The sequence below is a fragment of the Nitrosomonas marina genome, from assembly GCF_900111605.1.
GTDB lineage: Bacteria > Pseudomonadota > Gammaproteobacteria > Burkholderiales > Nitrosomonadaceae > Nitrosomonas > Nitrosomonas marina_A.
This window is the reverse complement of record NZ_FOIA01000002.1, coordinates 19,177-44,263: the sequence shown is the minus strand read 5'-3', so window position 1 is coordinate 44,263 and position 25,087 is coordinate 19,177. Positions and strand designations below refer to the sequence as shown.

The following is a 25,087-nucleotide window of genomic DNA, read 5'->3' as shown; positions in this document are numbered from 1 at the left end:
TTTGTTGAGAGCAGGGAATATTCGAGGTAATACGATGGCGACATATAATCGAGAAGAAGAAGAAAAAATTGAGGGCATAAAAGCTTGGTGGATCAAATACGGAACTATTATTACTATAGTTTTGGCGACAATGGTTGCAACCATTGGTGCTACTCAGGTTTGGAAATACTACCAGCAGCTCCAGGCACAGCAGGCGGCAGACCTGTATGCATTACTAAAGCAGGTGCAGGAAACTGGAGATTCAGAGAAAATCAATGATGCTGCATATTTATTAACCGAAGGTTACCCATCCAGCGGGTACGCGCCTCGTGCAGCGTTGATAGCTGCAAAAGCCAGTGTGGATGCCGGTGACTTGCAAAGCGCCAAACAACAACTACAGTGGATACTCGACCATGCCGAAGAACCGGAGATAAGAGACCTGGCGCGATTGAGGCTGTCAGGCATTTTGCTGGATGAAAATAATTACAATGAAGCTTTACGTCACTTGAACTCTGAACATCTTGATTCTTTTTCAGGTTTATATGCCGATTTGAAAGGCGACGTTTTGTTGGCATCGGGAAATAAAGAAGAAGCGCGTCTATCTTATCAAGCCGCTATCGACAAGCTGAACAAAAACAACAATTATTTCAATATCGTCCAGATGAAACTGGATGCCCTCGGTGAGTCAGAATAAATATTGTTATATCATTGAGAACCGACGTGCCAGAACGAAGTATATCAGTATGGGGGCTAGCACTGACGCTCCTTCTGGGCGGTTGCAGTAATCTGCCATTGCCGTTTGATCCCCGCATGTTTGATTCGCTGGGATATCAGATTGCTGAATTATTTGAAGGCGAAGAAAAGGAGATTATTGACGAAGCGGAACTCGAAGCATTAAATGCGCTTGATGAAATTCCCTTGTTATGGAAAACCCGTATTGGTGACAGCGATATGGCCAGCTTTCTTGTGGCTTTTGAAAATGATGCAGTTTATGTGGCAGACGAGGATGGTCAGTTGACAAGGCTGGATCCGCTGACAGGTGAAAAAGTTTGGGAGATCAAAACTAAAAACCCATTTTCAGCCGGTGTTGGAGCTGGTGAAGGAATGGTGTTGGTCGGATCGTCAAAAGGTGAAGTTTTTGCCTTCAATGAGTCTGGTCATACATTGTGGAAGTCACAGGTTAGTAGTGAAATACTGAGTCCTCCCCAGATTAAAGAGAATATGGTTGTTGTGCGCACAACCGATGGACGGGTTTACGGGCTTGATGCCCTGGATGGTAAACGCAAATGGTTTTTTCAAGGCGCAACACCGGCCCTGACAGTCCGTAGTTCTGCAGGTGTGGCGATTACACAAGGTGCGGTTTTTGCCGGATTCGCTGGTGGGAAATTGGTGGGGATGAGCCTCTTTACTGGAAATGTGGGGTGGGAAGCTGTAGTATCCCAGCCCCGAGGTGTGACCGAGCTGGAACGAATGACTGATATCACCAGTTCACCCGCAATTGATGATCGCTTGATTTGCGCCGTTGCCTATCAGGGACGAGTGGCTTGCTTTCAAATTATTGATGGAACACAGATTTGGGCACGTGAATCATCCAGCAGTGAGGGGCTGGCGATGGACAGTGATTATGTTTATGTTTCCGAGGAAAAAGGTGTATTGGCTGCTTACGATAAAAGAAGCGGTGCTGGTATGTGGAAGCAAGTCAAACTGGGAAGCAAGAATCTAACCGCTCCGCTGGTTACAAGTCAGTATGTCGTCATCGGCGATGATAAAGGCTATGTAAATATTCTAAGAAATTATGATGGCGTTGTTCTGGCGCGAGCAGCAACGGACGGCAGCGCCATTTTGTCACGCCCTCAGCGTATTCCTGAAGGTTTTGTAGTGCAGAGTGCAGAAGGTGGCGTTTTTGCCTTTAGTACACAGTTTTAAGATTATTCTGTTTCTTTTTTAAATAGAAAGTATATTTGTGATCTATAATCTCATTGTCGATTGTCATGCTAGGCAAATGTATTGACAATTCCGCTGTGTTTGCCTGACGAAGTCACTTCTTCCGGAATTGTGTCAGAAAAATTTTGTGCGTTAATCAAGCCTGCGTTATCGTTCGCATGGCGTGCATGCTGTTCGCTTTTTTCCTGCTGCTGAAACGACTCGGCACCGACCATTACATCACCAAGCTGAATGCCGCTTTCGGCCATTAATTCACGTAATCTTGGCAAAGCCGCCTCTATTGCCTCGCGAACTGCCAAATGTGGTGATACAAATTGGGCCGATGCCTGGGTTCCATTGTCGTTTGTTAGGCTTAACATAATTTCAACAGGACCGAGATGAGCTGGATTCAGGCGGAGTTCGGCAAACTGGTTTTGCTGATTAGCAAGCCAAACGATTTTTTGAGCAAATTCTCCATTCCACTTGGGCTGTCCGATTTGAACGTCAAGTTCGACATGCTGCGAAACTGTTGCTTGTGAAGCAGTTTGAGAAAATATTTGTGACGAATTGTTTAATCCGGGCTGAAATAATGTATCGGAATCTGTTTGTATCATTGCGCCGAATTCATTAAACCGTGCTAAAAAATCTTTACCGGTATCTAGGGAAAATTCCGTGGTTTTTTCGTTATCGGCAAAATTTGCCGCATGCAATAACTGCCACAGCTCTTTATTTTCGATCAGATTTTGTTTAACGTCCGCAGTAAAGAATTGCGGGAAGCTATCGTTCTTAGCTGTGTTTGTCAGGTTAACTGTTTTATTTAAATTGTTGCCACCAATTAAACCATGAGTATGACTGTTTAATAGTGGCAGACTTTTGTCAATACCGGCAAAACTGTCCGCATATGAAGATTGCCATGGGTTTTGATCTGGTAAATCGCTTTGTATAATTTGCTGTTGTGTTTCCGATTGAACCGTCAAGTGCACTGAAGTTATGCCAGATGTCTGTTTTAACCTGGTGTTATTTGCATGTATATCGGGTTGATCAGTGGAGTCAATACCGGCAAAACTGTCCGCATGTGAAGATTGCCATGGGTTTTGATGTGGTAAATCGCTTTGCATAATTTGCTGTTGTGTTTCCGATTGAACCGTCAAGTGCACTGAAGTTATGCCAGATGTCTGTTTTAACCTGGTGTTATTTGCATGTATATCGGGTTGATCAGTGGAGAATGCAGGCACAGGAACTCGTTGAGGTAACTGCGCGTGAACAATGCCGGAATTATCTGAAATTGGTCCGGTTTCAACTTCTTCGTCCTTTTGCCCTGATTTGTGCTCGTTATTTGAACCTGTTTTAACTGAAGAAGATTCAGTTGAGTTTTTCTCGGTATTGGAAGCATCATTTGTACTGGGTGTAGTGGTTTTGTCTTTTATGCTGCCGTTTGATTCCGTATCGCTGTTGTTTGTATTTGTTGTGTTACTTTCGGTTGATGTTGCTTGTTTTTTTTGTGCGACTTCACGCTCCAGAACCTTATCAAATGAGGTTCCTTCTGCTTTCCCTGACTCACCGGCATGCGTTAAATTGGTATTGTGAATAACGGGCTGTTTTGTTTGAATCTGTATTGGTAAGGGAAGGGGTGAATTCAGCATAGTTGTTCTCGCTTAAATAATTAATGTCTTTTATGTATAAAAGCAACGTTTGTGCCAGTAGCGAATAATCTTTCGTTTTTATTTGGTGGTATTCCTATTATCGCGAGCCACACGGTTGGCGGTAAATTCATCCAGAGTCTTCTGTTCTGTGATTTTTTGTTGTGCTTTTTCTGATTCCTGGTGACGCTGGGCCAGCGCAGAATAAGCATTGAGTTTGCGTTGACAGGACTGATAAGTATTGCTACCGGTCTGGCAGTTGGCTTCTGTGTGCTTCACTGCAAGCTTCTGTTCAGAAATGGCATTGTCAAGTTTATTCATAAACGTTACGAAATTCTGCCATTCAACATGCCCGATGCCATTTCGAGCTGCATTCTGTAGACGATCCTGATAGCTTTGTCGGTACTGTAATAGCAGATTTAGTTTTTTTTCAGCTTCCTTATGATGAAAATTCAATCTCCCCAATTGTCTGGCCGAATCGTCGCTTTGTTTCTGTGCGAGCTCGAGTAGTTTTTTTAAAGGCGTCAGGTTCGACATGTTTGATTCGATATGTTATTGACTGTCCTGATGATTGAACAGGGAAAACAGATTGTTAATGCTGTTACCATAATTTTCCTGTTGCGTCATGCCTTGCTGGAGAAAATGGCTAAGCGCCGGATAAATTTTAATTGCGCGATCCAACAATGGATCGGAGCCTGATACATAGGCACCGACACTGATCAAGTCATGGTTACGCTGGTAATGCGAATACATGCTTTTGAATTTTCTTGCTGCTTCGATATGTTCCGGCGATACAATGCTGGCCATGACACGACTGATGGATGCCTCAATATCGATTGCCGGGTAATGACCGGATTCCGCTATTCGGCGTGATAGCACAATATGTCCGTCTAAAATGGCGCGTGCGCTGTCGGCAATTGGATCGTTATGATCGTCTCCTTCGGTTAATACAGTGTAAAAAGCGGTAATGGAACCGCTGTCATGTTTGCCATTACCGGCACGTTCGACAAGTTGCGGCAATCGTGCAAATACTGATGGCGGATATCCTTTTGTAGCCGGTGGTTCTCCGATGGCCAGTGAAATTTCTCTTTGTGCCATAGCATAGCGTGTCAGTGAATCCATGATCAGCAATACATGTTTACCTTCATCACGGAAAAATTCCGCGATTGCAGTAGCATAGGCCGCACCCTGAAGTCGTATCAGTGGCGATGTATCAGCAGGCGCCGCAATCACGACTGAGCGCGATAATCCCTCGTTTCCCAGTATATTCTCAATGAATTCCTTCACCTCTCGTCCACGTTCCCCGATCAAACCGACAACGATGACGTCAGCAGCGGTGTAGCGCGCCATCATCCCCAAAAGTACGCTTTTGCCAACACCGCTGCCGGCAAAAAGACCCATGCGCTGCCCCCGACCAACAGTCAACAAGGTATTAATCGCACGCACACCCACGTCCAGTGGATGAGAAACCGGCGCTCGCTCCAACGGATTATATGGCCTGCTGTAAAGAGGAACGCTTTTTCCTGCTGCTATTAACCCCAAGTGATCAAGCGGTTCGCCGAGTCCATTCAGCACGCGTCCAAGCAATCCTTCGCCGACCCTAACATGCTTTGCCTGATCTGAGGCACGTCTTCGTGGATGCTGCTTCATTCCAATTTTTGGTGTTTCCACGGGCATTTCCGCCGGCATCACTTTTGCGCCGGGCGCCAGTCCAAAAATTTCACTGGTAGGCATTAAATAAAGGCGTTCATTCGAAAAGCCGACAACTTCTGCAGATACATTGTTTCCATTGGACAAAAAAATAGTGCAACTGCTGCCGATAGGCAGTTTAAGTCCGGCCGCTTCCATAACCAGACCGGTAACGCGTGTAACAGTACCATTTGTTACAACCGGCTCTGATGCCGAGATGAGCTGGTTGCAATTATCCAGATAGTTACGCCAGTTTTCATGATGGTTGTGCATTTGAAGATTATTTATCGATCCAGTCATCATTTTGACCTATAGCTGCCAGCACGCGGTGCCACCGCGTTCCCATACTGGCATCAATTTCACTTCCGCCTGCCGCTAGACGGCAACCGCCTCGTTCCTGTTGTGTATCCTCATGAATTTTCCAGTGAACCTGCGCCGACTGTTCGTTCTGGTACCGGCGAATGATTTCAGCATCGTCGGGATGAACAAAAATCTGTAAGTCATGTTCGGAACCGGAAAGCTGGCGGGCAGCTTCCTGAACAACCGGCAGGATCAGTTCAGGATGTATTGTAAGTGCCTGTGTAATCATTTTTTTGGCAAGACTGATCGCAAGCGTTAGCATATCTTGTGCAATATGTTGCTCAATAGACTGGATCTGCTGATTCAGGTTGCTGAATACTGAATTGATTTGACTAAGCTCAGCCTTGACTTCCGACTCGCCTTGCTGTTTTCCTTCCAGATAACCCTTATTACGGCCTTCTTCAATACCATTTTTATATCCTTCATCATAGCCTTTTTTGAGGCCATCTTCTTTTGCGGTTTGAACTATAATTTCTAATTCGTTTGTATTGACAGCCGCTGCTGTATTGCGGGCTGAATCATCAGATTGCGCGTGGTCTGCGGGTATTTCTGTTTTGGGCGTGTCAAAGGAATTCAGCTTCCAGCGTTCGCAGGATGTCAGCTTCGCTTTAGGAATTACCGTAGTGATAGTCATCTGTAAGGTTCTGAGTTGAATTTTTGATGATGACCTTGATCATCTTTAACAAAAAAATATTTCCACGTAAGGCTTTTGACAGTGGGTATATTGTGTTGCGCCGTATGTTAAACATAACTATCATCACCTTTGCCACCCAAAGCAATCTGACCGCTCTCGGCCAGTTGGCGCAACACCTTGAGTATTTCTTTCTGTTCCGCTTCAACTTCGGATACGCGGACGGGGCCTTTGCTTTCTATATCTTCCTTCAGTGATTCTACTGCCCGTTTGGACATGTTTTTGAAAATCTTATTGCGAATTTCTTCTTGCGCACCTTTCAGGGCAACGACCAGAGAATTCGACTGAACCTCTCTGAGCAGCAGTTGAATGCCCTGATCATCAATATCTACAAGATTATCGAACACGAACATTTCATCCATAATCTGCTGCGCCAATTCCTCATCATATTGCCTGATATTATCGATTACACTGGATTCCTGTACTGTTGGAACGAAGTTAAGTATCTCAGCAGCGGCACGGACACCACCCATGGGTGCTTTCCTAATGTTGTTACTGCCAGACAGTAATTTTGTCAGCACATCGTTGAGTTCCCGCAACGCATCGGGTTGAATACTGTCCAGTGTTGCAATCCGCAGCAATGTATCATTGCGCAGTCGTTCTGAAAAAAGACTGAGTATCTCGCTGGCATGATCGCGCTCAAGATGAACAAGAATTGTCGCGATAATCTGTGGATGCTCATTTTTGATAAGCTCTACGACGGAAGGCGCATCCATCCACTTCAACCCTTCAATGCCGCTGGTGTCCCCGCCATGCAAAATCCGATCGATAAGATTGGCTGCTTTTTCGTCACCCAAGGCATTTGTCAGTACCTTGCGAATGTAATCACTTGCACCCTGACCTAATGCAGTCTTGCCATTGGCTTGTCTATTAAATTCTTCAATTACGCTCTCAATCTCGTTTTGAGTAATATTATTCAAGCTGGACATGGCGCTACCGAGTTTTTGTACTTCTTTGGGAGATAAAAATTTGAAGACCGAAGCTGCCTCGTTTTCTCCAAGCGACATCAGCAATATCGCGCTCTTTTTTAAACCTGATTCATCCATTGCCATTGACCCATTCTTTTACAACATTGGCGACAATCGCCGGCTCGTCAATCGCCAGCTGTTTGGCTTTCTTAAGATTTTTGTCGAATAGTTCTTTTCTGGCAGATTCTTCTGAAAGCGTATCTTTTTTCAGCATCGGCGTTCCATCCTCTGCAAGTTGTACCGGCTTTCCTGATGGACTGGCTGCAGTATTGTTTGGCAACTCGCTGATTTTTTTATTTTCCTGTTCTGGATCGTGCGTCAGTGATTTGAGGAAAGGCCGAAGAATCTTAAGTAAAAAGAATAGAACTATAGCGGCAATTAATAGTTGTTTTCCGATTTCCTGGGCCAGTGAAATGATTTCAGGATCATTCCATACTGCGCCCTGTAACGCATGATCGGAATCGGTAAATAAATTATTGGTTACCGTTAACGTATCGCCACGTTCTTCATTAAAACCCATCGCATCTCTTACCAGTCTGGTAATTTCCTGAATTTCTTCGGTGGATAGCGGTGCGTGCTTGATGTTTCCTTCTTCATCGATTAGTTTGCGATAGTTGACAACGACGGCCGCTGACAACCGCTTAATATTACCGGTAGGCAGATGCGTGTGCTGAACGGTTTTATCCACCTCATAATTGATAGTTGATTCCTTGCGCTGATCAGTGGGTAACGGATCAGGTTTTTTGTCCTCGACATTTTCATCACCGTTTATTTCAATTGGAGCTGCTGCCGGTTCTGGCGGGCGATTGGTGAGCGCGCCTGGAATACCTCCGTCTATCTTGTTACCGGTTGAAACGGATTCCATGGTCTGTTTGCTGCGTACCGATGCTTTTTCAGTGTCGGGATTGTTGGGCCGGTAGATCTCTTCAGCGCGTTCGATTCTGGAAAAATCGAGATCTGCAGTAACCTGGGCGCGCACGTTCGCTGTGCCGGTGATCGGTGACAGGATAGCCTCGATGCGTCGTGTATAGCTTTTTTCCAGCTCGTGTATGTACTCCAGCTGTTTGGCATCAAATTTTGATTCGTTTTTAGAGTGTTCCTGGCCGCTAAGCAAATTTCCGTTTTGATCAACAACAGTGACGTTTTTTACGGGCAGATTGGGTATGCTGCTGGAGACAAGGTGGACTATGGCACTGACCTGTTCTTCACTGAGCATTCTTCCCGGATGCAAGTTCAGCAATACTGAAACACTTGGCTTCTGCCTCTCTCTTGCAAATACTGATGGTTTTGAAATAGCCAAATGGATGCGTGCACTTTGCACTGCTGAGAGAGATTGAACGGATCGGGACAGTTCGCCTTCCAGAGCTCGTTGATAATTGACCTGCTCAAGAAACTGGCTGATACCAAATTTTTGGTTTTCCATCAATTCGAAACCAACCAGACCGCCTTTTGGCAATCCCTGACCTGCCAGGCGGATGCGTGCTTCGTGTACCTGATCCGCAGGAACCAGAATTGCGCCACCATTATGTGAGAATTTATACGAAACATTTCCCTGTTGCAGCGCACTGATAATGTCGGCGCCATCCTGATCAGAGATATTTGAATAAAGCACCCGATAATCAGGTGACTGGCTCCACATCCATGCACCTGCGAGGATTGCGACGCTGGCTGCTGCTGCTAGCATGAACCCCAGCTTTTTCTGACTGGGTAGTTGATTGAATTTGTCTAATACAGAAGTTATACCTGATTGCGATTGCGGTATCTTGGTTGCATTGACTTCGTTCGGTACTGTGGCCACAAGTTTACTCCTGCCTGTTTTCAGTTCGTTGTTTTGGACTTCGTTTTAAGCACTACTAATGATTTGACTGGCTCATTTAATATGTAAGGCTTTTAGATTTCCCAATGGTTGGTCCGATTTCTTTCAATGATGGACAAAACGCATACCAATCTGGCAAATGTATTATCAGAAATTCTCAACCAGATTGAATGATCAAATAAAGTAAATTTGCTTGCCTTATTTCAACCATCACAGTGCACACCCTTAATGCTATGCTGCGCTTCAATATCAATAATTGTTATTAAATTCTTGAATATAGATACCAACCAAACAAAAAAATGAGATCGACCAAATCATCTCGAACAGTTGCGGATCGGGAACAGCTGAAACTGGCATTTGCCGCGTTTAATACGGCGTCTGAACAGTTATCAGACGTATATCAGGGTTTGCAATTACAGGTAGAACGTCTGACATATGAATTGTCACTGGCCAATGGGGAATTACATCGGCAATCGGCAGCAAAAGACGCTCTGTCCCGAAAACTGTCTTTATTGCTGAATGCATTACCCGGTGGCGTGATTGCGCTGGATCCTGATGATTGTATAGACCAGGTGAATCCTGCTGCTTTATTACTGCTGGGCGGTCCTTTAGAGGGCTTGTCCTGGCATAAAATCGTCCATGAACGGTTACTGCCTACCATCATTGCCAATGAATGGCTTGTTACCCACAATGCGGCTGATTCTTCACAGCGCCGTATTTGTATCGAAAGCAGTCCTGAGGACTCTGTTGGCAGACGCATTCTGTTGATCCATGATATAACCGATGCATATGCCTTACAGGAACAGGTCAGACGCAATCAACGCCTGGCCACAATGGGAGAGATGGCTTCAAATCTGGTCCATCAGCTGCGTACGCCGCTTTCAACAGCTCTGTTATATGCCGCTCATTTGGGTAATGAAGCATTGACATCGGAGGAGCGGCAAAGATTTGCTGCTAAATATAAAAGCGCTTGAACGCAAACATATTATGGACACACTTGCAGCGGTCAATGGTTCTCGTAAACTGGCTGTTCAAAGACTGGGCATATCTGAACGGACACTGCGATATAAGTTACAGCAGTACCGGGCGAATGGTTTCTAAGAAATCAAACCGCTGTTTATACAAAACAGTTTTACATTTTGTTGTATGATTCAAATCCGGCAGGCTGAATACTTTAATGTTTTCTGACTGCTGACTCCGGGAATTCTGATGACAGGGTTTAAAAGATGGATAGATCTGGAATTGATAATATACTTGAGCAATTAAATGCGGCTTCAGCACTTACCTCGGGTGTAAAAAAGCCAGTTGACAATAGTGCAGCAACGGAAGTTGACTTTGGTCAGACATTAAAAGCTGCGGTTGACAAGGTCAACGATGTGCAGCAAAAAGCGGGGCAATTGAGCAGGGATTTTGTCAGTGGCGAATCCAATGCAGATCTGCATGAAGTAATGGTTTCATTACAAAAAGCCAATGTTTCATTCCAGTCTATGGTTCAGGTTCGTAACAAGCTTGTAACGGCCTACCAGGAAATTATGAACATGCAGGTTTGAGCTTGTTCGCCCTAGCTTTAGACTCCTTTTCTATCAATCAATTATTCAGGTATGCCGCCCATTCTGTTTCCTACAGGAAGTTCTGATGTCGCAGCCAAAAGAAGATTTATTTACACACCAGGATACGCTTGCCCGATTACATGAGGACCTTCCCTTATCCGACAAGCTCAGTTTTATACACCAGATCATTCTCCAGGATTGCCCTTTTATCAACCGTCTGGCAATAGCGCTATATGATGAGCAGACGGATATACTTAAAACCTATGCACATAGTACCGAAGGTGATGATAATCCTGTTGTTACTTATGAAGCGCCGCTTGATGCCGCGCCTTCACTGAGGGAAATTATTGAACAGCGCCGACCACGGCTGGTTCAGGATCTGGATATTTTTGCCCAAGGTACAAACGTGCATACCAAGCGTATTGCCGCCAAAGGATATAAAGCCAGTTACACCATGCCGCTGTATCAGAGCGGTGCTTTTGTTGGTTTTCTCTTTTTCAATTCTTTTGAGTCGCATCCTTTTACATCTGCGGTGTTACGCCAGATCGATATTTATGGTCATTTGATCGCCCTGATGGTTATTAATGAACTGGCAGCCATTCGAACGCTTGTGGCTGCCGTGCAGGCAACGCGCAGTATGACGCATTATCGGGATATCGAAACGGGCAAGCATATTGACCGAACGGCCCATTATGCACGTTTGATTGCGCGTGAACTGGCCGCGGACTATAACATCAGCGATGAACAAATTGAGCATATTTTCCTGTTCTCGCCGCTCCATGATGTCGGCAAAATCGGTATTCCGGATAGTATCTTGCGTAAACCTGGAAAGCTGAATGATGAAGAATTCGATATTATGAAAACTCATCCCGGAAAAGGGCGGGAAATTATCGACGCCATTCTTGAAGACTTCAGCTTGTATGCGCTAAATTATGTCAACATTATGCGCAATATCGCTGAGTATCACCATGAAGCTGTGGATGGAAGCGGTTATCCCAAAGGACTCAAGGGCAACGAAATTCCAATTGAGGCGCGCATCAGTGCTGTTGCTGATGTATTTGACGCACTGACCTCCCGCCGTGCCTATAAAGTGCCCTGGAGTAATGAAAAAGCTTTTGCACTGCTAAGGGAATTGTCTAACACCAAACTGGATCGTGATTGTGTTGATGCGCTGTTAAGAAATCCGGACAAAATACTGGAGATCCAGCAACGCTTTCGTGATGAGGAAGCTGTTTGATCCAGCTTATTATATTTGGCTTATCATATGGCCTGTATCAAGTGAAGCCGATCAGGTGAATCAGAATTAGTCCATGTTTACTCACGGTGTGTCCATTTTTGTACAACCAGACTTCCGACCATATCGCCCTCGACATTTACCATGGTGCGCACCGTATCCAGTAAACGGTCTACCGGCAGCAAAATGGCAATCGCTTCAGCTGGCAACCCGACAGCCTGCAAGACGACGACCATGGTAACCATACCGGCACTGGGAATGCCCGGCGCGCCCATTGCGGCAAGCATGGCAGTGACGAATACAATCAGCTGCTGCATCAAACTCAGTTCCACACCAACCAGATTTGCGATGAACAGTGCAGCAACAGCTTCATATAACGCAGTGCCGTCCATATTCATTGTTGTACCCAGCGGAATAACAAACCCGGCGATATCCCGTTTGACGTGCAGGTGTTGTTCGGCACAGCGCAGCGTAACAGGTAACGTTGCTGCGCTGGAGCTGGTGGCAAGGGCGGTAATCAATGCTTCACGTGCGCCCCGCCAGAATTTGATCGGTGTCATGCCGGTAGTCAGATAAAGTATCAGCGGCAGCACCACCAGGCCATGCAGTATCGTCGTTCCCATGACGATGGCGACGAACTTAATCAGTGTATTCAGCAGGCCAGTGTCCTGTGTGGCAACCAGTTGCAGCAGTAATGCCATGATTCCAAACGGTGCAAGTCGCATGATCCAGCCAACCAGCATGAGTATCAGTTCCAGAAATTCCTGCATGAGTACCAGAATATTACGGTATCGTTCACCACCGATAACCAGTGCGATGCCGAGAAGCAGGGCAAAGACCACGACAGCCAGTACATTGCCTTGTGCAAGTGCCGCGATGGGGTTTTGAAACAATGAATGCAGAAAATGTGCAAAAAATTCGGCTAACGACATTTGTGTCGCCTGAAAATTCTGCAGGGAATCCTGGAACATGGCCAGTTGCAGTCCGCCACCAGGTTGCAGCCAGTTAGCAGCGGTAAGTCCCAGCAGCAGTGCAAGCCCCATGGTCAGGACAAAGAATCCGAGCGTTCCCTGCCATACCCGGTTCATCTGCCGGTGAGCGCGCAAATTGGCGACACCCACAATTATCGATGTGAAAACCAGCGGAATCAGTACCATTCTCAGCAAATCAATAAATAACGTGCCGATCAGTCCTGCAATATACAGACCGCCTTGTGTGATGTTTGATTCCTGCCCCAGCCCGGCGAACCACAGACCCAGTAATATACCCGCCAGGCTGCCCAGTATGATTTGCGTATTCAGTGATATTTTTTTCATTATTGTTTTGCCACTTCAGGTTTTAAGCGGATAACTGCTTATCAACAGTGTGCTTCTGCCAGCTCTTTCCATTCGGTCGTATAACAGGGTGACTTATGGTTTCGTTTCATATGCCAGTTTTTGACGGTGCCCGCACCCGCCAGCGCGAGCGTATCTTTTCCCATGCGCCGATTGACAAGGTCAAGTGTTGTCATGAGTGTTCGCGCTTTATCTGCCATGGTTGTGCCATGGGCAAACAATGCGGTTTGCCGAAGAGCATCCGCAGGGACCAGTTCCATCAGCATTATCCCGGCCTTGTTATAACGATAGCCCGTCCGGTAAATGCGTGCCAGTCCCCATAGTCCTGCACGTGTCAGTTTGATCGTATCACAGCTGGGCTCCGTTAATGTGACCGTAATGCCCTGCCGGTATTGCGCATCCCTTTTCCGGTGTGGATTTGTATGAATATACACATGGACGGCATGTGCCAGCAAAGACTGGCACCGCAGTTTTTCCGCCGCCCTGGTGATGTAACTGGTTACGGCCTCCTGAAGCTCGCTGTATAGCGTGACAGGCATGCCGAAGGATCGACTGCATAGAATTTGCTGCCTGGCTGGTGCGACTTCATCAAGCCGTAATGCAGGCATGCCTCGTAATTCCGTGACAGTACGTTTTGCCGTTATTGAAAACATGCGGCCGATCAAATCAGTATCTGCACATTTGAGCGCCAGGGCGGTACGAATATTCAGGTGGTGCAGCTTTTCCCGCAGGCGGCGGCCAATTCCCCAGACTTCGCCGACTTCAATGCCGGCCAGCAGGTTGTTGAGTGCTGTTTCGGGCAAAGTGCCCAGATTGCAGACGCCCTTCCAGTACGGTTGTTTTTTTGCGATATGGTTGGCAAGTTTTGCCAGGGTCTTGGTCGGGCCGATGCCAATACAGACCGGTAAGCCAAGCCAGTGTTTAATGCGCTGGCGAATTGTTTGACCATAGACAGTCAGATCCATTTGAAAGCCGTCAAAATACAGAAAACATTCGTCTATGGAATAGATTTCCTGTGGTGCAAATTGTCCAAGGAGAGACATCATGCGGTTGCTCATATCGGCATATAGCGTGTAGTTTGACGATAGCGCAATAACACCATGCTTCCGCGCCAGCGACTGTACCTGAAACCAGGGTACGCCCATTTTGATACCCAGTGCCTTGGCCTCCTCGGAACGTGCGACCGCGCAGCCGTCATTATTGGATAATACAACAACGGGCCTTCCCATCAGGCGCGGATTGAATACGCGTTCGCAGGACACATAGAAATTATTGCCGTCGATCAGCGCAAACATGGCTAAACGGATTTGATCACCCGGGTGACCACGCCCCATATCATCATTTCCTGCTCGCTTTTGAATTCGATGTCCGGATATTGCGGGTTTTCCGCAATCAGTTTAATAATACCGTTGCGCCGGTAAAAACGCTTGACGGTTAATTCGCCATCGACCGCAGCGACGACAATACGATTATGCTCGGGAGCAATGGCACGGTCGACAATCAGTTCGTCGCCGTCGTCAATGCCGGCATTAATCATCGAATGCCCTCTGACACGCAGAAAAAAAGTAGCCTCGCGGTGTTGAATCAATTCTTCGTTCAGGTCGATACGTTTTTCCACGTAATCATCTGCCGGTGAGGGAAAACCAGCGCGCACCGAATGACTCATGCGCGGAAATGACCGCGGTACGGCCTGCTGTTCGAGCCGGACAATGTCCATCCATGCAGGAATATATGCAGCAGACATTTTGTGTTGCCGTACCCATTGCAGAACAGTTTCTTTGCTGCTGACAGGCACGCGAACGGTGACTGTCGGCTCCGCAGAACGTTTTCTGCCCGCGCCGGCGCGTTGCCCACCCCAGTTTGACTGTTTCATGATAGCCGATTTTGATTAATGACACAAAAATCAAGATTAAATGAAATATCTGTTGCAGTCAAAAATTTTTATTGATCCGATATTGTTAATCCAGTGAGCAGCAAGCAGTACAAAAGTTTGCACCGGGCTGATGATAGTTTCATTAAAAATCTGCCTGATTGCATAATCGTTCAAGATTTTGCCGGTCAGGGTCGTTGCATGAGTATGACTGACTTTACGATGAAATAACGATGAACGAACCCGCAGAAATCAACGAACTCTCAGCCTTGCTGCGTGCCAGAGTGCCGCTGATCCTGATTGAGACACATGAAGAGCCGCGCATTTTAAAACTGCTGACACAGGCATCCAATCTGGAGAATCAATTAATGATGCGATGGAGCATCGTTGACGGACTTGGCCGGGTTGTCGGAACCGGTGGAGGTCTCGGCCAGTTTGCAGCCAGTTCAAACGACGATCACAGCAAAGCCATTTATCAGACAAATGAATTGATTGACTGTCTGAGGCATATCGATAAATCGTCTCAGAATGGTGTTTACGTCTTGTGCGACGCGCATCCCGGATTCAAGGATGCCGTAGCCGTGCGCCTGATACGCGAAATCGCCATGGATCATGCAAAATGTGCGCGTACACTGGTGTTTGTCAGCCCGACGCTGGAAGATGTACCTTCGGAATTGCTGCGGCTGGCCGGACATTTCAAACCGAAATTGCCGACACGTGACGATATCCGGTCGATTGTATTCAACGAAGCGAAACTGTATCACACACAAAACGGTGACAAAGTACGCGGTGACCGTCGTACGGTTGACTTGCTGATCATGCATCTACTCGGGCTTGAGTTTGAGGATGTGCGCCGTCTGGTGCGCCAGGCGCTGCGCGCGGATGGCGAGATTAATCAGGAGGATATTCGCCGCATTCTTGCTATCAAACACAGGGCATTGGGAGGAGAGGGTGTGCTGGGTTTCGAGGAATCATCATTCAAGTTTGACGCCATCGGCGGATTGGCACGTATGAAGCACTGGGTGACGCTGCGCCAGAAACCGTTTCTGGACTCCAGAACCGCAGCGCTTGACCGGCCCAAGGGAATATTATTACTCGGCGTCATGGGTGGCGGCAAAAGCCTTGCCGCGCGTGCGATTGCTGGCGAATGGAACATACCGTTAATGCGCCTGGATTTCGGCGCGGTATATAACAAATTTTATGGTGAAAGCGAGCGCAATATGCGCGCCGCGCTGGCGGCTGCAGAGGGTATGGCGCCGTGCGTGCTATGGATTGATGAACTTGAAAAAGGGTTGGGTGGAAACGGGGGCGAACAGGACGGTGGTGTATCGCGCCGCATACTGGGCACATTTCTGACCTGGCTGTCCGAACGCAGTAATGCGGCAAAACCGGTATTCCTCGTGGCAACGGCGAACGATATTTCGACACTCCCGCCCGAACTCATTCGCAAAGGGCGTTTTGACGAAATATTTTTCGTCGATTTTCCAAATACTGCGGCACGCGAGCAGATTTTTGCCATTCATTTAAAGAAACGGGGCTTGGATCCGGCGACTTTCGACCTGGCTGAACTGGCCGCAAATGCCAGCAGCTTTTCAGGTGCTGAAATAGAGCAGGCGGTGATTGCCGCCGTTTTTGAAGCGGCAGCGCGCAATGGTGATTGTGCGCTGACTTCTGCAGATATATTGCATGAGCTCGAACGCACGCGCCCGCTGTCTGTGGTGATGGCGGAACGGATTGGCAAGCTGCGCGCATGGGCGCATGACAGAGCGGTTCTGGCAGACGATCTGCACGATTGATTTGAATAAGTACAGCATAAAGAACTGACGAACAGGCAAGCAGTAAGTAAAGATCTGGTTACTTGTCCGTCAGTTTTCTGATGAATCGTTAGCCTGGTTTCGCGGCAGTTTAAACGGTTAACCTATGAGTCTGTTATTTATCTGCATGATAATAGAACAGAAAAGTCGGTCACATACCACCCGTTCCGGTATCGCCTGCCGCTTTTCCTGCGCGCAATACCGGATAGTATTGCGTAAAGACAAGATCGGTAGCTGCGTGACTTTGATGGCAACTGGCGCAATTTTCATGATCCTGCGCACTCGCGCGCTTGTGCAATTGCCGGCTGCCCTCGATGGTGAAACGGAAAAATCCCCAATGACCGGGTGCTTCAGGAAAAAGCTGTTTGTTCTTGACCATGGCCTCCAATCCGATAAATTCTCCCTGAAAATAACCGTTGCCGCTGACCGCTTCCTTGCTACCCACGTTAACGAGTTCTTTGACGATGATCGTGTCGTCCGGAAATTTGCCAGACACTTTCCAGTGTGTCCAGCTTATAGGATCAATATAAACATTGTGAAATTCAGGAAATGCTGCTTTGCCATCGTTCATGTCGTTTGGTGTCAAGGGACTGCCGATATAAATCCATTCGCGATAGCCCGTTGGTCTTTGCAGTTTGCCGTTTTCATTGAATACGGCGTAATTTTTAACGGCCGGGGTTGCGTCTTTTGCGGTTACCGGCGTGATGGCGTATACGAACACCATCGACAGCACAACAGCGGGAAAAAGGAATTTAAGGTTAAATCTGAATTGATACATAATCGTCTCCTTTAAAATCTAAACATAATGTTAAAAAAAGCATTAAAGTAAACAATTCTGTTTACTTCAGATAGAATGTATACCGATCTGTTTATCCTGTCAAGAATAAATAACACCTTTCTGTTTACTTTCTATAAAATATTGCTTTTTAATGAGTTATCAGTATAAAAAGCATCATGAGTGAAGCAATGGATGCGGCGGAGATAGAGTCGCCCAAAAAAAGAAAAATAGTGGAGACCGCGTATCATCTGTTTAAAACACGGGGTTTTTACGCAACAGGCGTTGATTTGATCATGCAGACAGCGAGTGTTTCGAAAAGAACGTTATATAAATACTTTCCGACGAAAAATGAATTGATCGTATCGGTGCTGAACTACTACAGAGCAGCTTACGCAGATTACTTCAACCAAATACTGGCACAGCAGGACAAATCCAGCCGTCAAAAAATCCTGAATATTTTTGAAGATGCCGAACAATGGTTTGAGGACATCAATTTCCATGGTTGCCTGGCAGTCAATGCCATGGGGGAATTTTCAGGCAAGGATCGTGCTATCGAGGATTCCTGCATCCGGTTTAAGCAATGGGAAATTGATATGCTGACAATGTTAACCAGGGATATCACCTCAAGACAGTCGGAGGAACTGGCCTACAAATTGTTTGTATTGCTGGAAGGCATGTCCGCCATCGCCCAGGTCGCCAAAGGGAAATGTCCTGTGAATATGACAGCGATGGCTGATGAAATGATAAAAAAATATTTGTAGATACGAACAGGCAATTTGTCTGTATAACACTCATAAAAGAAGAGACAGGATCAATGGCGCAATGCGCTTTGCTGATGGGCATTCTATATTAATCAAACCGGAACGTATAAAACAAATCGACAGCACTGTCTTCGCCGGCCTGCGTGACGACGGTGATTTTTGGCGTCAGGCTGTAAGTGAGCTTGGTGATACCCGTGGTGGTAGCGGTGATACCGCGCTCGTAGCTTAAGTATGCACGCGAAGAGAGGCGTTTGCCAACGGTGCCGATCTGGCCACCCAGGGTAGTGTTGGCAAGACTGGTCGGGTTGGAAAACAGGTTATTGGTACTGGACGCACCGGCCTGGGTACTGCCTGTTGTACTGCCTTGTCTGAAAGAGATTTCATCGACGCCGAACATGTCGCTAAGCTTGCTGGTGATACCGTTCGATCCACCGCCGAGGATTGCGCTGGCAGCGGTAATAAGCAGGGAGGTGTCCAGGCCACTGACATCGGGCGCACGGCCCAGCACGATCCAGGAAAGTTTCTCAGTGTCGGGTACATGCGGGGTCGAAACCAGTTTGATTTTTGGATGCCGTACCGAGCCAGCGACTTCGACACCGGCCTCGACTTCCAGGCCCTTGCGAACCGCCAGAATATTCAGGCCGGGATCGTCTAAAGGGCCATGAAAATTCACAATACCGCGCGTGACGGTGAGATCCTGGCCGTAGGCGGTATAGGTAGCTGATCGAGTGGCGATCGATCCGACGGCACTGAGCGTGTCATTCTCGTCATTGTGTAATTGCAGATTACCGTCGAGACGACCTTCGAGTCCGGCGACGCGCAAAAAAAACTGCTTACCGAGATCGAGCGTAACATGCAGATTGACGATTGTTTCTTGTTCTTCGGTTTCGGATTCATTTTGTTCAACTTCGCTAGCTTCGACTACGACAATATCATCAGCCAGTTGCGGCCGTGACGCAGGTGGTTGTGTCAGCAGGCCGGCATCAGCAGTAATTTCGCCTTTGAAATCCAGTACGTCATCGATGAACTGAGCAGTATTTTGGCCAGAAACAGCAATCCAGTAATGCGGCGGATTTATAAGGTAAAGATGATCGAGTGTGACAGTCAGGTCGTGGGTATTGTCGATGAAACCCAATGAACCATTGACGGTTACTGAACCAGGCTTGTTTTCCAGTTTCAGTTTTTTTAGTAAGCGGTCCTTGGGCGGTGACTGATAGGGCGATACGAAACTCAATTGATCAATGTGCAGCACAGATTCGTCAAAACGTGCCTTGAGTTCACCCTGATGTAAATTCAGACCGAGATCAAGTAATGCGATCATCAGCTGTTCGCCGCGGATATCGCCCTGTAGTATTGGTTTGTCGAACGTGCCAGCAATGCTGGCCTGGAGTTTGATCGCGCCGCCAGCCTGAAGTGCGGTGTCGGTCAATTGATCCAGCCAGGACAGATTGGGCACTGTCAGATTTAACTCGCCATTCAGCTGGGTATCGGGCGGCAGCAACTCTCCATTTTCGGCCTGCAGCGCTGGCAACTCCAGCCGCGCATTGATATTGCCGATCAACGCACTGCTTAAATCAAAATGAGCGGTCAGTGCACCGTTGCGTGCACTGGCCTTCATTGCCAAAGTTCGCAGTTCGACGGCCTGCGGCAATTCTCCGGGCAGATACCAGTCGCCTTTTTCCCGTGTGATTTCAATGTCGCCAGTAAGTCGGGACAGCGCAGCCGGCGCCTCAATATGCCACTTGCCGCCCAGATGGAGTAAATCCTCGCCGGGAATCACATCGCTGTCGGGATGTATTTTTACACCGGAAAAATAACCATCGCTTTGCCACTGTTGTGGCGACCATAAAATCCGGTTGATGCTGGCCTGACCACCTGCTATGTTCATGCGTGCATTGCGAAAGTCAACGCGTTCGCTGCTAAGTGTAAGTGGGGCTGGCGACTGCAGCGCGACAGGTATCTGCCCGGTGACGGACAACTCGGTTAACCGGCCCTGCCAGACTGGTGGCGTATTCGGCTTGTCAAGTCCGGTCAGGCCGCCATCGGCGTGTAAAACAACTGTGGTTTCATCGTTGACGCGTAAACGGGTCTGCAAGGTATGCGCCGATTCTTTTCCGGCGATTTTTAGATCGAGCTGCCTGAGTTGCGTTTCGCCATCCGTTTGCAATTCATCGGCTTTGAGCGTAAGTGAAAGCGTTTCTGGATGAAGGTAGCCTTCGGCATTAAGGCTGCCGATTGCAAAATCTTCGGACAACGCAAGCGCCTGGCTGTCTAGATTGAAATCAAACGCAGGCGAATCCACCGTGCCTTTCAGATCAACCCTTGCTTCGAGAGAGCCCGACAGTCCGAATCCAACCTGTGCAAGCGCGGGCGCGGTAATTCGCAGTGCCAGCGCGTCGCCGGGCCTGCCGAATTTTCCATGCATGCCGACCTGGTTTGAGCCGATTCGAAAATCGGTTTTGCTGTCGAGCAAAAACGGTGCTTCAAATGCAATCTTTCCGGTGCCGGTAACTGGTTGATGATTCAAATGACTTTTTTCAAATTGATAATCGAGTACGGCTGACAATTCGGGGGACAGACTGCCCGTGATATCAAGTTGGGTATTAAGATTGGATTCGACACCCTGTACAAAATCGGCAATATTGAACTGGCTGAGCTGGCCGGTAAATTGGAATTCCTGTGCGTCATTGTCGGTATCGCCATTACCGAGCTTCAATTCGCCATTACCGATCAGACGGGATTGACCGTGACGCAGATCAAGTTGCTCCAGCACAATTCGGTTGGCGGCGCGCACGACGGATGCATTCAGGTTCAAACGCTGATCGTCGTTTAAACTGATGGCGACACGCTGTGAATCCGTATCGCCCATAAACTGGACTGTGCCGCCGATTGTGGCTGGTTGCAGCTGTGTATCGATTGCGGCAGGATTCAGATTGCTGATATTCAGTTTGGCCTGGCCAGTCGATCGATTGATATGCCATTCCATGTTACCCGTAATCTGGCCCTGGCCAGTAAGCAGTATTTGCAGGTTGCCCAGCTTGAATGTGTCTTCGGTAAGCAATACCGCCGCAGAAAGACCATTGAGCGGCAGACCGTTTTCATCCAGTGGGGCAGTTGCACTGTTCTGTAATGCCATGCGACCGACGAGCCGGTCGCTGCCGTTTTGTTTTATAACTGCCTGTAGCGCCAGATTTGCTCCAGGAGTCCCGGATTCGTCAGAGAGAAAATCGGCAGGATTGAATCCGGTGACAGAGACATGCAATGATTTCAGCATGGCGGTAGCGCTTTGAGCGAACGGCTCTAGCCGAATAACGGCAGCTCCTCGCGTCGGCGCCTTCTGGTGAACGAGTTTTATATCCAGCAGTTCCAGCGAACCGGACAGGGCGGCGTGTGTAACACCCCGGTTTGCTGCATTGTCGAGTCGAATACTCGATTTCAGATTAAACGGATACGTCGTCAATATGTGACCGGATGCGTTGAGTGCGCCAAATTCTGAATTATTAAGCGATAAATGAGTCAATCGATGTCGCTGAGCATTACTATCCAGCTGCAGGGACAGACCGGTTATTGAAAGGTCGGGTTGCCGTTGCTGATCAGTTAAAACGTCATCGTGTGAATACAGGTGTATCTCGTCTACTGAAATAACCTGTATCGAGATATCAATTGGTGATGACAAATCACCGGGCAATGTCGCTGCTTCCGTATCTTCTTCCGAAGACGGTGCGGTATGCACATCAATTCGTTGAGCGCCGATGGCGCGCACGAACAGTTCGCCGTTAACCAACCGGCCCGGCGACCAGTCGAGTTTGAACTGATGCATGGCGAGTTTTAGAGTCTCATCGTGGTATTGCAGCCTGCCAATCTGCATATCGCTGAAAGTACCGCCAATATCCTCGATTTCCAGCGCGCCGCTACTCATGCGCGAGGCAGTTGACAGCAGCCATTGAAACCCGCTGGCGGTGTTTAATATCCAGTAACCGGAGCCAGCCAGCGCAGCCAGCATGCCGAATAGCACAATGACCAGCAAATTAAGACGCAAACCGCCGCAGATGCCTTTGAGGCCGGGTTGCGCTGAGTGATTGCTATGATGTTTCATCAGAAATTGACAACCATTGAGAAATGAACCCGGAACGTGCCGGTTTTGTGGCCTCTGGCCAGATCGAGCGCGAGCGGCCCCGCCGGGCTGCGCCAGCGCACGCCGGCGCCGTAACCGAGAAATAAATCCATGTCTTCAATCGTATCAGCCGCGCTGCCGGCATCGACAAAAGCAGCCGCTCCCCAGTTGCGCATAAACCAGTGAGTGTATTCAGCGGTGCCGGTCGCCAGAACACGGCCGCCGACAATGGCATTTCCTTCACGCACCCCGATGCTCAGAAAATCATAACCCCTGACCGACTGAATACCACCAGCGCGAAACAGATATTCCTGCGGAATGCCAAAGCGTGATGAAGCCAGGGTATACCCCGCTTCGCCGCGCAAATAAAACACATCCCGTTTACCTACCGGCCACCAGTTTTGCTGCCGCCCATACAGTCGCAGAAAATCCTGATCGGAAAAGACAGAATCGAGACCGCCGCCTATTCTAAGTTCGGAAACGTTGCCTCGGCGGATATTGACGGGATCATCCACGATGTGATAGCGGTAGCGCCAATCGAACGCTAACGCTTCAACAGTCTGGTTGATCGCGCCGTCGGGACGTTTTTCCTCTCTTTGCCAGTTCAGTGAGTATTGCCACTGCGTATTGTATGTCTGGTAAATGCGAGCGGCATCTACACGCTGCCTGACAGTTACCAGGTCCTCGATATCGGTTCTTTGCACGGTGGCACCCAGAGCATAATAAATGTTGTTTTCATTGGGCAGTGTGTTTACACCGGAAAAAAATGTCTGGCGCTTCTGCTCCAATCGTAACAATGTACTGAAATTCCATGCACGGTCAAGGAAATTGTGGTTACTGTAATTGACTTCAGCACGGGCGCCATTGTTCGAGCTGTAACCACCGCCTACAGCGATACGCTGGGATTTTGTTTCGGTCACAGTGACGTAAATCGGGCTGGCGTTATGTTTCGATACATCTGGATCAATGTTGACCGAGACGTTGCCAAAGTGCGGGATATTTTGCAGGGCAATCTGGAATCTGTGCATCAGTTCTTTGCTATAGGGTTCCCCTGTACGAAATGGCCGGTGATTTTCAATCATCTCCGGATCGTAACGCTCCAGTCCGTCGATCTCCAATTCGCCAAAGTAAAAAACCGGGCCGGAATCGATAACGATATACAGCGCCACCTGTGCGTTCTCTTTGTCCACAACTGCTTCGCTTTTCACAATTCTGGCGGCGGCGAATTTTTTGTAGGAAACTTGTGATAGCAATACCGCCTTGGCTTCTTCCCAATCCGCTGAGAGAAAGGGTTTGCCCACTTTAAGCGGCCAGGCTTTTCGCCATTTTTTTATTTCGTCCTGCTGCGTTTCATCATCAGCGATGCTGCCCTGGAATTCAATCTCGACAGACCGGATATTTGCCATTGGACCCGGGTCGATAACAATCACAGGAATTTCGACCTTATTTGAGATCCGCTTGTCAAAAGTGACGGTGGGCGAAAAATATCCCTGTGTCGAGAGCAGTTCTATGATTTCATGTTTGGTGCGACGAAGAAAGGTGCGTTGCGCCATATTATTGGCGAAAGGCTCTTCAGGAAGTTTGATGTGTTCCTTGAGAAACTTCTGCACATCGTCGGGCGCGGAAATCCGTGCAAACTCGGCTGGACCGGTAATGTTGGGTATCAACGCCGTTTCCGCTAAAATCGGGTTGCTGGAGACTGCAAGCATGCTGAAGCAAAGCGCGAATAGATTAATTACAAGCCGTTTTCTGAGCATCGATAGGGTATCCTGCATAGCACCGCATTCAGGATGCATTTAAAAATTCGGCAATAGCGATATGCATTTAGGAAAATCAGGGTACTGATGCTGTTAATAATTCATCGTTGTTTTTAATGTGATGACTATACATTCTACTACAAAAGCGGGATATCCTTTTGAGCCCGCCGATTGCAGACAATGCGCAAGGCTAGCAACATTTCTTGAAACGGTAAAGGAACGCCACCCCGAATATCACGCGCGCCCGGTCAGCGCATTTGGTGATGCCCGGGCACAGTTACTGATAGTCGGGCTGGCGCCCGGCATGCATGGTGCCAACCGTACAGGACGGCCTTTTACCGGTGACTATGCAGGCATTCTGCTGTACCAGACATTGTATAAATTCGGGCTGGCCAGCCGGAGTGAATCAATTTCACTGCAGGACGATTTGCAATTGATCAATTGCCGGATCACAAACGCGGTTAAATGCCTGCCACCGCAAAACAAGCCTAATCCGGACGAAATTCGGCAATGCGGACATTATCTCAAAATTGAGCTGGACGCATTCAGCAACCAAGGCGGACGAGTCGTGCTGGCGCTGGGCGCGATCGCGCACCGATCCGTATTACAGTGTCTGGACCTGCGCCAGAAAGATTATCCGTTTTCCCATGGGGCCGCACACAGACTGCCATGCGCAGAAACGAAAACAATCAAACTCTATGACAGTTATCATTGCAGCCGCTACAATACCCAGACAAAGCGTCTGACAGCTGAAATGTTCGAACAGGTATTTGCCGTTATTTCAGCTGATCTGTCAATAAAATAAGCGA

20 protein-coding genes and 1 pseudogene are annotated in these 25,087 nt (G+C 47.9%); 9 read left to right on the top strand and 12 right to left on the bottom strand.

The genetic code is table 11. From position 1 onward, the window contains the following. Nucleotides 1-34 precede the first annotated feature (34 nt). Nucleotides 35-673 carry a tetratricopeptide repeat protein gene (locus tag BMY62_RS01230; protein WP_090655418.1) on the top strand — a complete coding sequence of 213 codons (639 nt, stop codon included), beginning with the start codon at nt 35-37 and terminating at the stop codon, nt 671-673. A gap of 26 nt (nt 674-699) precedes the next feature. Further along, entirely contained in the window at nt 700-1,905 is a 1,206-nt protein-coding gene (gene bamB, locus BMY62_RS01225) for an outer membrane protein assembly factor BamB (protein ID WP_256207378.1), read from the top strand. A gap of 68 nt (nt 1,906-1,973) precedes the next feature. Here the strand turns inward: bamB and BMY62_RS01220 are convergent, their stop codons facing one another. From BMY62_RS01220 to fliF, 6 genes are all read right to left on the bottom strand, one after another. Continuing rightward, entirely contained in the window at nt 1,974-3,545 is a 1,572-nt protein-coding gene (locus tag BMY62_RS01220; protein WP_090655411.1) for a flagellar hook-length control protein FliK, read from the bottom strand. 78 nt (nt 3,546-3,623) lie between these two features. After that, nucleotides 3,624-4,079 (bottom strand): flagellar export protein FliJ, encoded by a 456-nt coding sequence (gene fliJ, locus BMY62_RS01215; RefSeq protein WP_090655408.1) that lies wholly within the window; start codon nt 4,077-4,079, stop codon nt 3,624-3,626. Between the two features lie 15 nt (nt 4,080-4,094). After that, complete coding sequence (gene fliI / locus BMY62_RS01210) at nt 4,095-5,531, bottom strand: flagellar protein export ATPase FliI (protein ID WP_090655780.1); 1,437 nt, start codon at nt 5,529-5,531, stop codon at nt 4,095-4,097. Continuing rightward, on the bottom strand, nt 5,512-6,225 hold the full coding sequence (locus BMY62_RS01205) for a flagellar assembly protein FliH (protein ID WP_090655405.1): 714 nt from the start codon (nt 6,223-6,225) through the stop codon (nt 5,512-5,514). Before BMY62_RS01205 ends, fliI begins: the two co-directional genes overlap by 20 nt. A gap of 107 nt (nt 6,226-6,332) precedes the next feature. After that, nucleotides 6,333-7,328: a flagellar motor switch protein FliG gene (fliG, locus tag BMY62_RS01200; protein WP_090655777.1), complete on the bottom strand. Its 996-nt coding sequence runs from the start codon at nt 7,326-7,328 to the stop codon at nt 6,333-6,335. Next, nucleotides 7,321-9,048, bottom strand: a complete 1,728-nt coding sequence (gene fliF, locus BMY62_RS01195) for a flagellar basal-body MS-ring/collar protein FliF (protein WP_090655402.1) — start codon at nt 9,046-9,048, stop codon at nt 7,321-7,323. Before fliF ends, fliG begins: the two co-directional genes overlap by 8 nt. Nucleotides 9,049-9,365: 317 nt before the next feature. On the opposite strand from fliF, the gene BMY62_RS01190 reads away from it, so the two are divergent. From BMY62_RS01190 to BMY62_RS01175, 4 genes and pseudogenes are all read left to right on the top strand, one after another. Further along, a complete protein-coding gene (locus BMY62_RS01190) occupies nt 9,366-10,040 on the top strand; it encodes a histidine kinase dimerization/phospho-acceptor domain-containing protein (protein WP_090655399.1) in 675 nt (224 codons plus the stop codon). Continuing rightward, a pseudogene (locus tag BMY62_RS01185) lies at nt 10,024-10,167 on the top strand (helix-turn-helix domain-containing protein); the annotation flags it as partial. The gene BMY62_RS01190 and the pseudogene BMY62_RS01185, both read left to right, overlap by 17 nt. Nucleotides 10,168-10,292: 125 nt before the next feature. Then, nucleotides 10,293-10,616 (top strand): flagellar hook-basal body complex protein FliE, encoded by a 324-nt coding sequence (fliE, locus tag BMY62_RS01180; protein WP_090655397.1) that lies wholly within the window; start codon nt 10,293-10,295, stop codon nt 10,614-10,616. 85 nt (nt 10,617-10,701) lie between these two features. Continuing rightward, complete coding sequence (locus tag BMY62_RS01175) at nt 10,702-11,853, top strand: HD-GYP domain-containing protein (protein WP_090655394.1); 1,152 nt, start codon at nt 10,702-10,704, stop codon at nt 11,851-11,853. A gap of 77 nt (nt 11,854-11,930) precedes the next feature. Here the strand turns inward: BMY62_RS01175 and BMY62_RS01170 are convergent, their stop codons facing one another. From BMY62_RS01170 to BMY62_RS01160, 3 genes are read right to left on the bottom strand one after another with little or no spacing between them, the layout of a single operon-like run. Continuing rightward, the gene (locus BMY62_RS01170) at nt 11,931-13,166 is read right to left on the bottom strand and encodes a dicarboxylate/amino acid:cation symporter (protein ID WP_090655391.1); all 1,236 of its coding nucleotides are present in this window, start codon (nt 13,164-13,166) and stop codon (nt 11,931-11,933) included. A 41-nt stretch (nt 13,167-13,207) separates the two neighbouring features. Then, nucleotides 13,208-14,518, bottom strand: coding sequence for a Y-family DNA polymerase (locus tag BMY62_RS01165; RefSeq protein ID WP_218142910.1), 1,311 nt, complete (start codon nt 14,516-14,518; stop codon nt 13,208-13,210). Next, nucleotides 14,482-15,057, bottom strand: coding sequence for a LexA family protein (locus BMY62_RS01160; RefSeq protein ID WP_090655389.1), 576 nt, complete (start codon nt 15,055-15,057; stop codon nt 14,482-14,484). Before BMY62_RS01160 ends, BMY62_RS01165 begins: the two co-directional genes overlap by 37 nt. Nucleotides 15,058-15,287: 230 nt before the next feature. Here BMY62_RS01160 and BMY62_RS01155 point away from each other — a divergent pair, with 230 nt between their 5' ends. Then, the gene (locus BMY62_RS01155; RefSeq protein ID WP_090655387.1) at nt 15,288-16,850 is read left to right on the top strand and encodes an AAA family ATPase; all 1,563 of its coding nucleotides are present in this window, start codon (nt 15,288-15,290) and stop codon (nt 16,848-16,850) included. A 169-nt stretch (nt 16,851-17,019) separates the two neighbouring features. Here the strand turns inward: BMY62_RS01155 and BMY62_RS01150 are convergent, their stop codons facing one another. Next, a complete protein-coding gene (locus BMY62_RS01150; protein WP_090655385.1) occupies nt 17,020-17,646 on the bottom strand; it encodes a cytochrome P460 family protein in 627 nt (208 codons plus the stop codon). 176 nt (nt 17,647-17,822) lie between these two features. Here BMY62_RS01150 and BMY62_RS01145 point away from each other — a divergent pair, with 176 nt between their 5' ends. Continuing rightward, nucleotides 17,823-18,407 carry a TetR/AcrR family transcriptional regulator gene (locus tag BMY62_RS01145; protein ID WP_090655382.1) on the top strand — a complete coding sequence of 195 codons (585 nt, stop codon included), beginning with the start codon at nt 17,823-17,825 and terminating at the stop codon, nt 18,405-18,407. A gap of 88 nt (nt 18,408-18,495) precedes the next feature. Here BMY62_RS01145 and BMY62_RS01140 read toward each other — a convergent pair whose 3' ends face one another. Continuing rightward, on the bottom strand, nt 18,496-22,503 hold the full coding sequence (locus tag BMY62_RS01140; RefSeq protein ID WP_090655379.1) for a translocation/assembly module TamB domain-containing protein: 4,008 nt from the start codon (nt 22,501-22,503) through the stop codon (nt 18,496-18,498). Next, entirely contained in the window at nt 22,503-24,278 is a 1,776-nt protein-coding gene (locus BMY62_RS01135; protein WP_256207377.1) for an autotransporter assembly complex protein TamA, read from the bottom strand. Before BMY62_RS01135 ends, BMY62_RS01140 begins: the two co-directional genes overlap by 1 nt. A gap of 121 nt (nt 24,279-24,399) precedes the next feature. Between BMY62_RS01135 and BMY62_RS01130 the strand changes: the two genes are divergently transcribed. Next, entirely contained in the window at nt 24,400-25,083 is a 684-nt protein-coding gene (locus tag BMY62_RS01130) for a uracil-DNA glycosylase (protein ID WP_090655376.1), read from the top strand. The last annotated feature ends 4 nt before the right edge of the window (nt 25,084-25,087 follow it).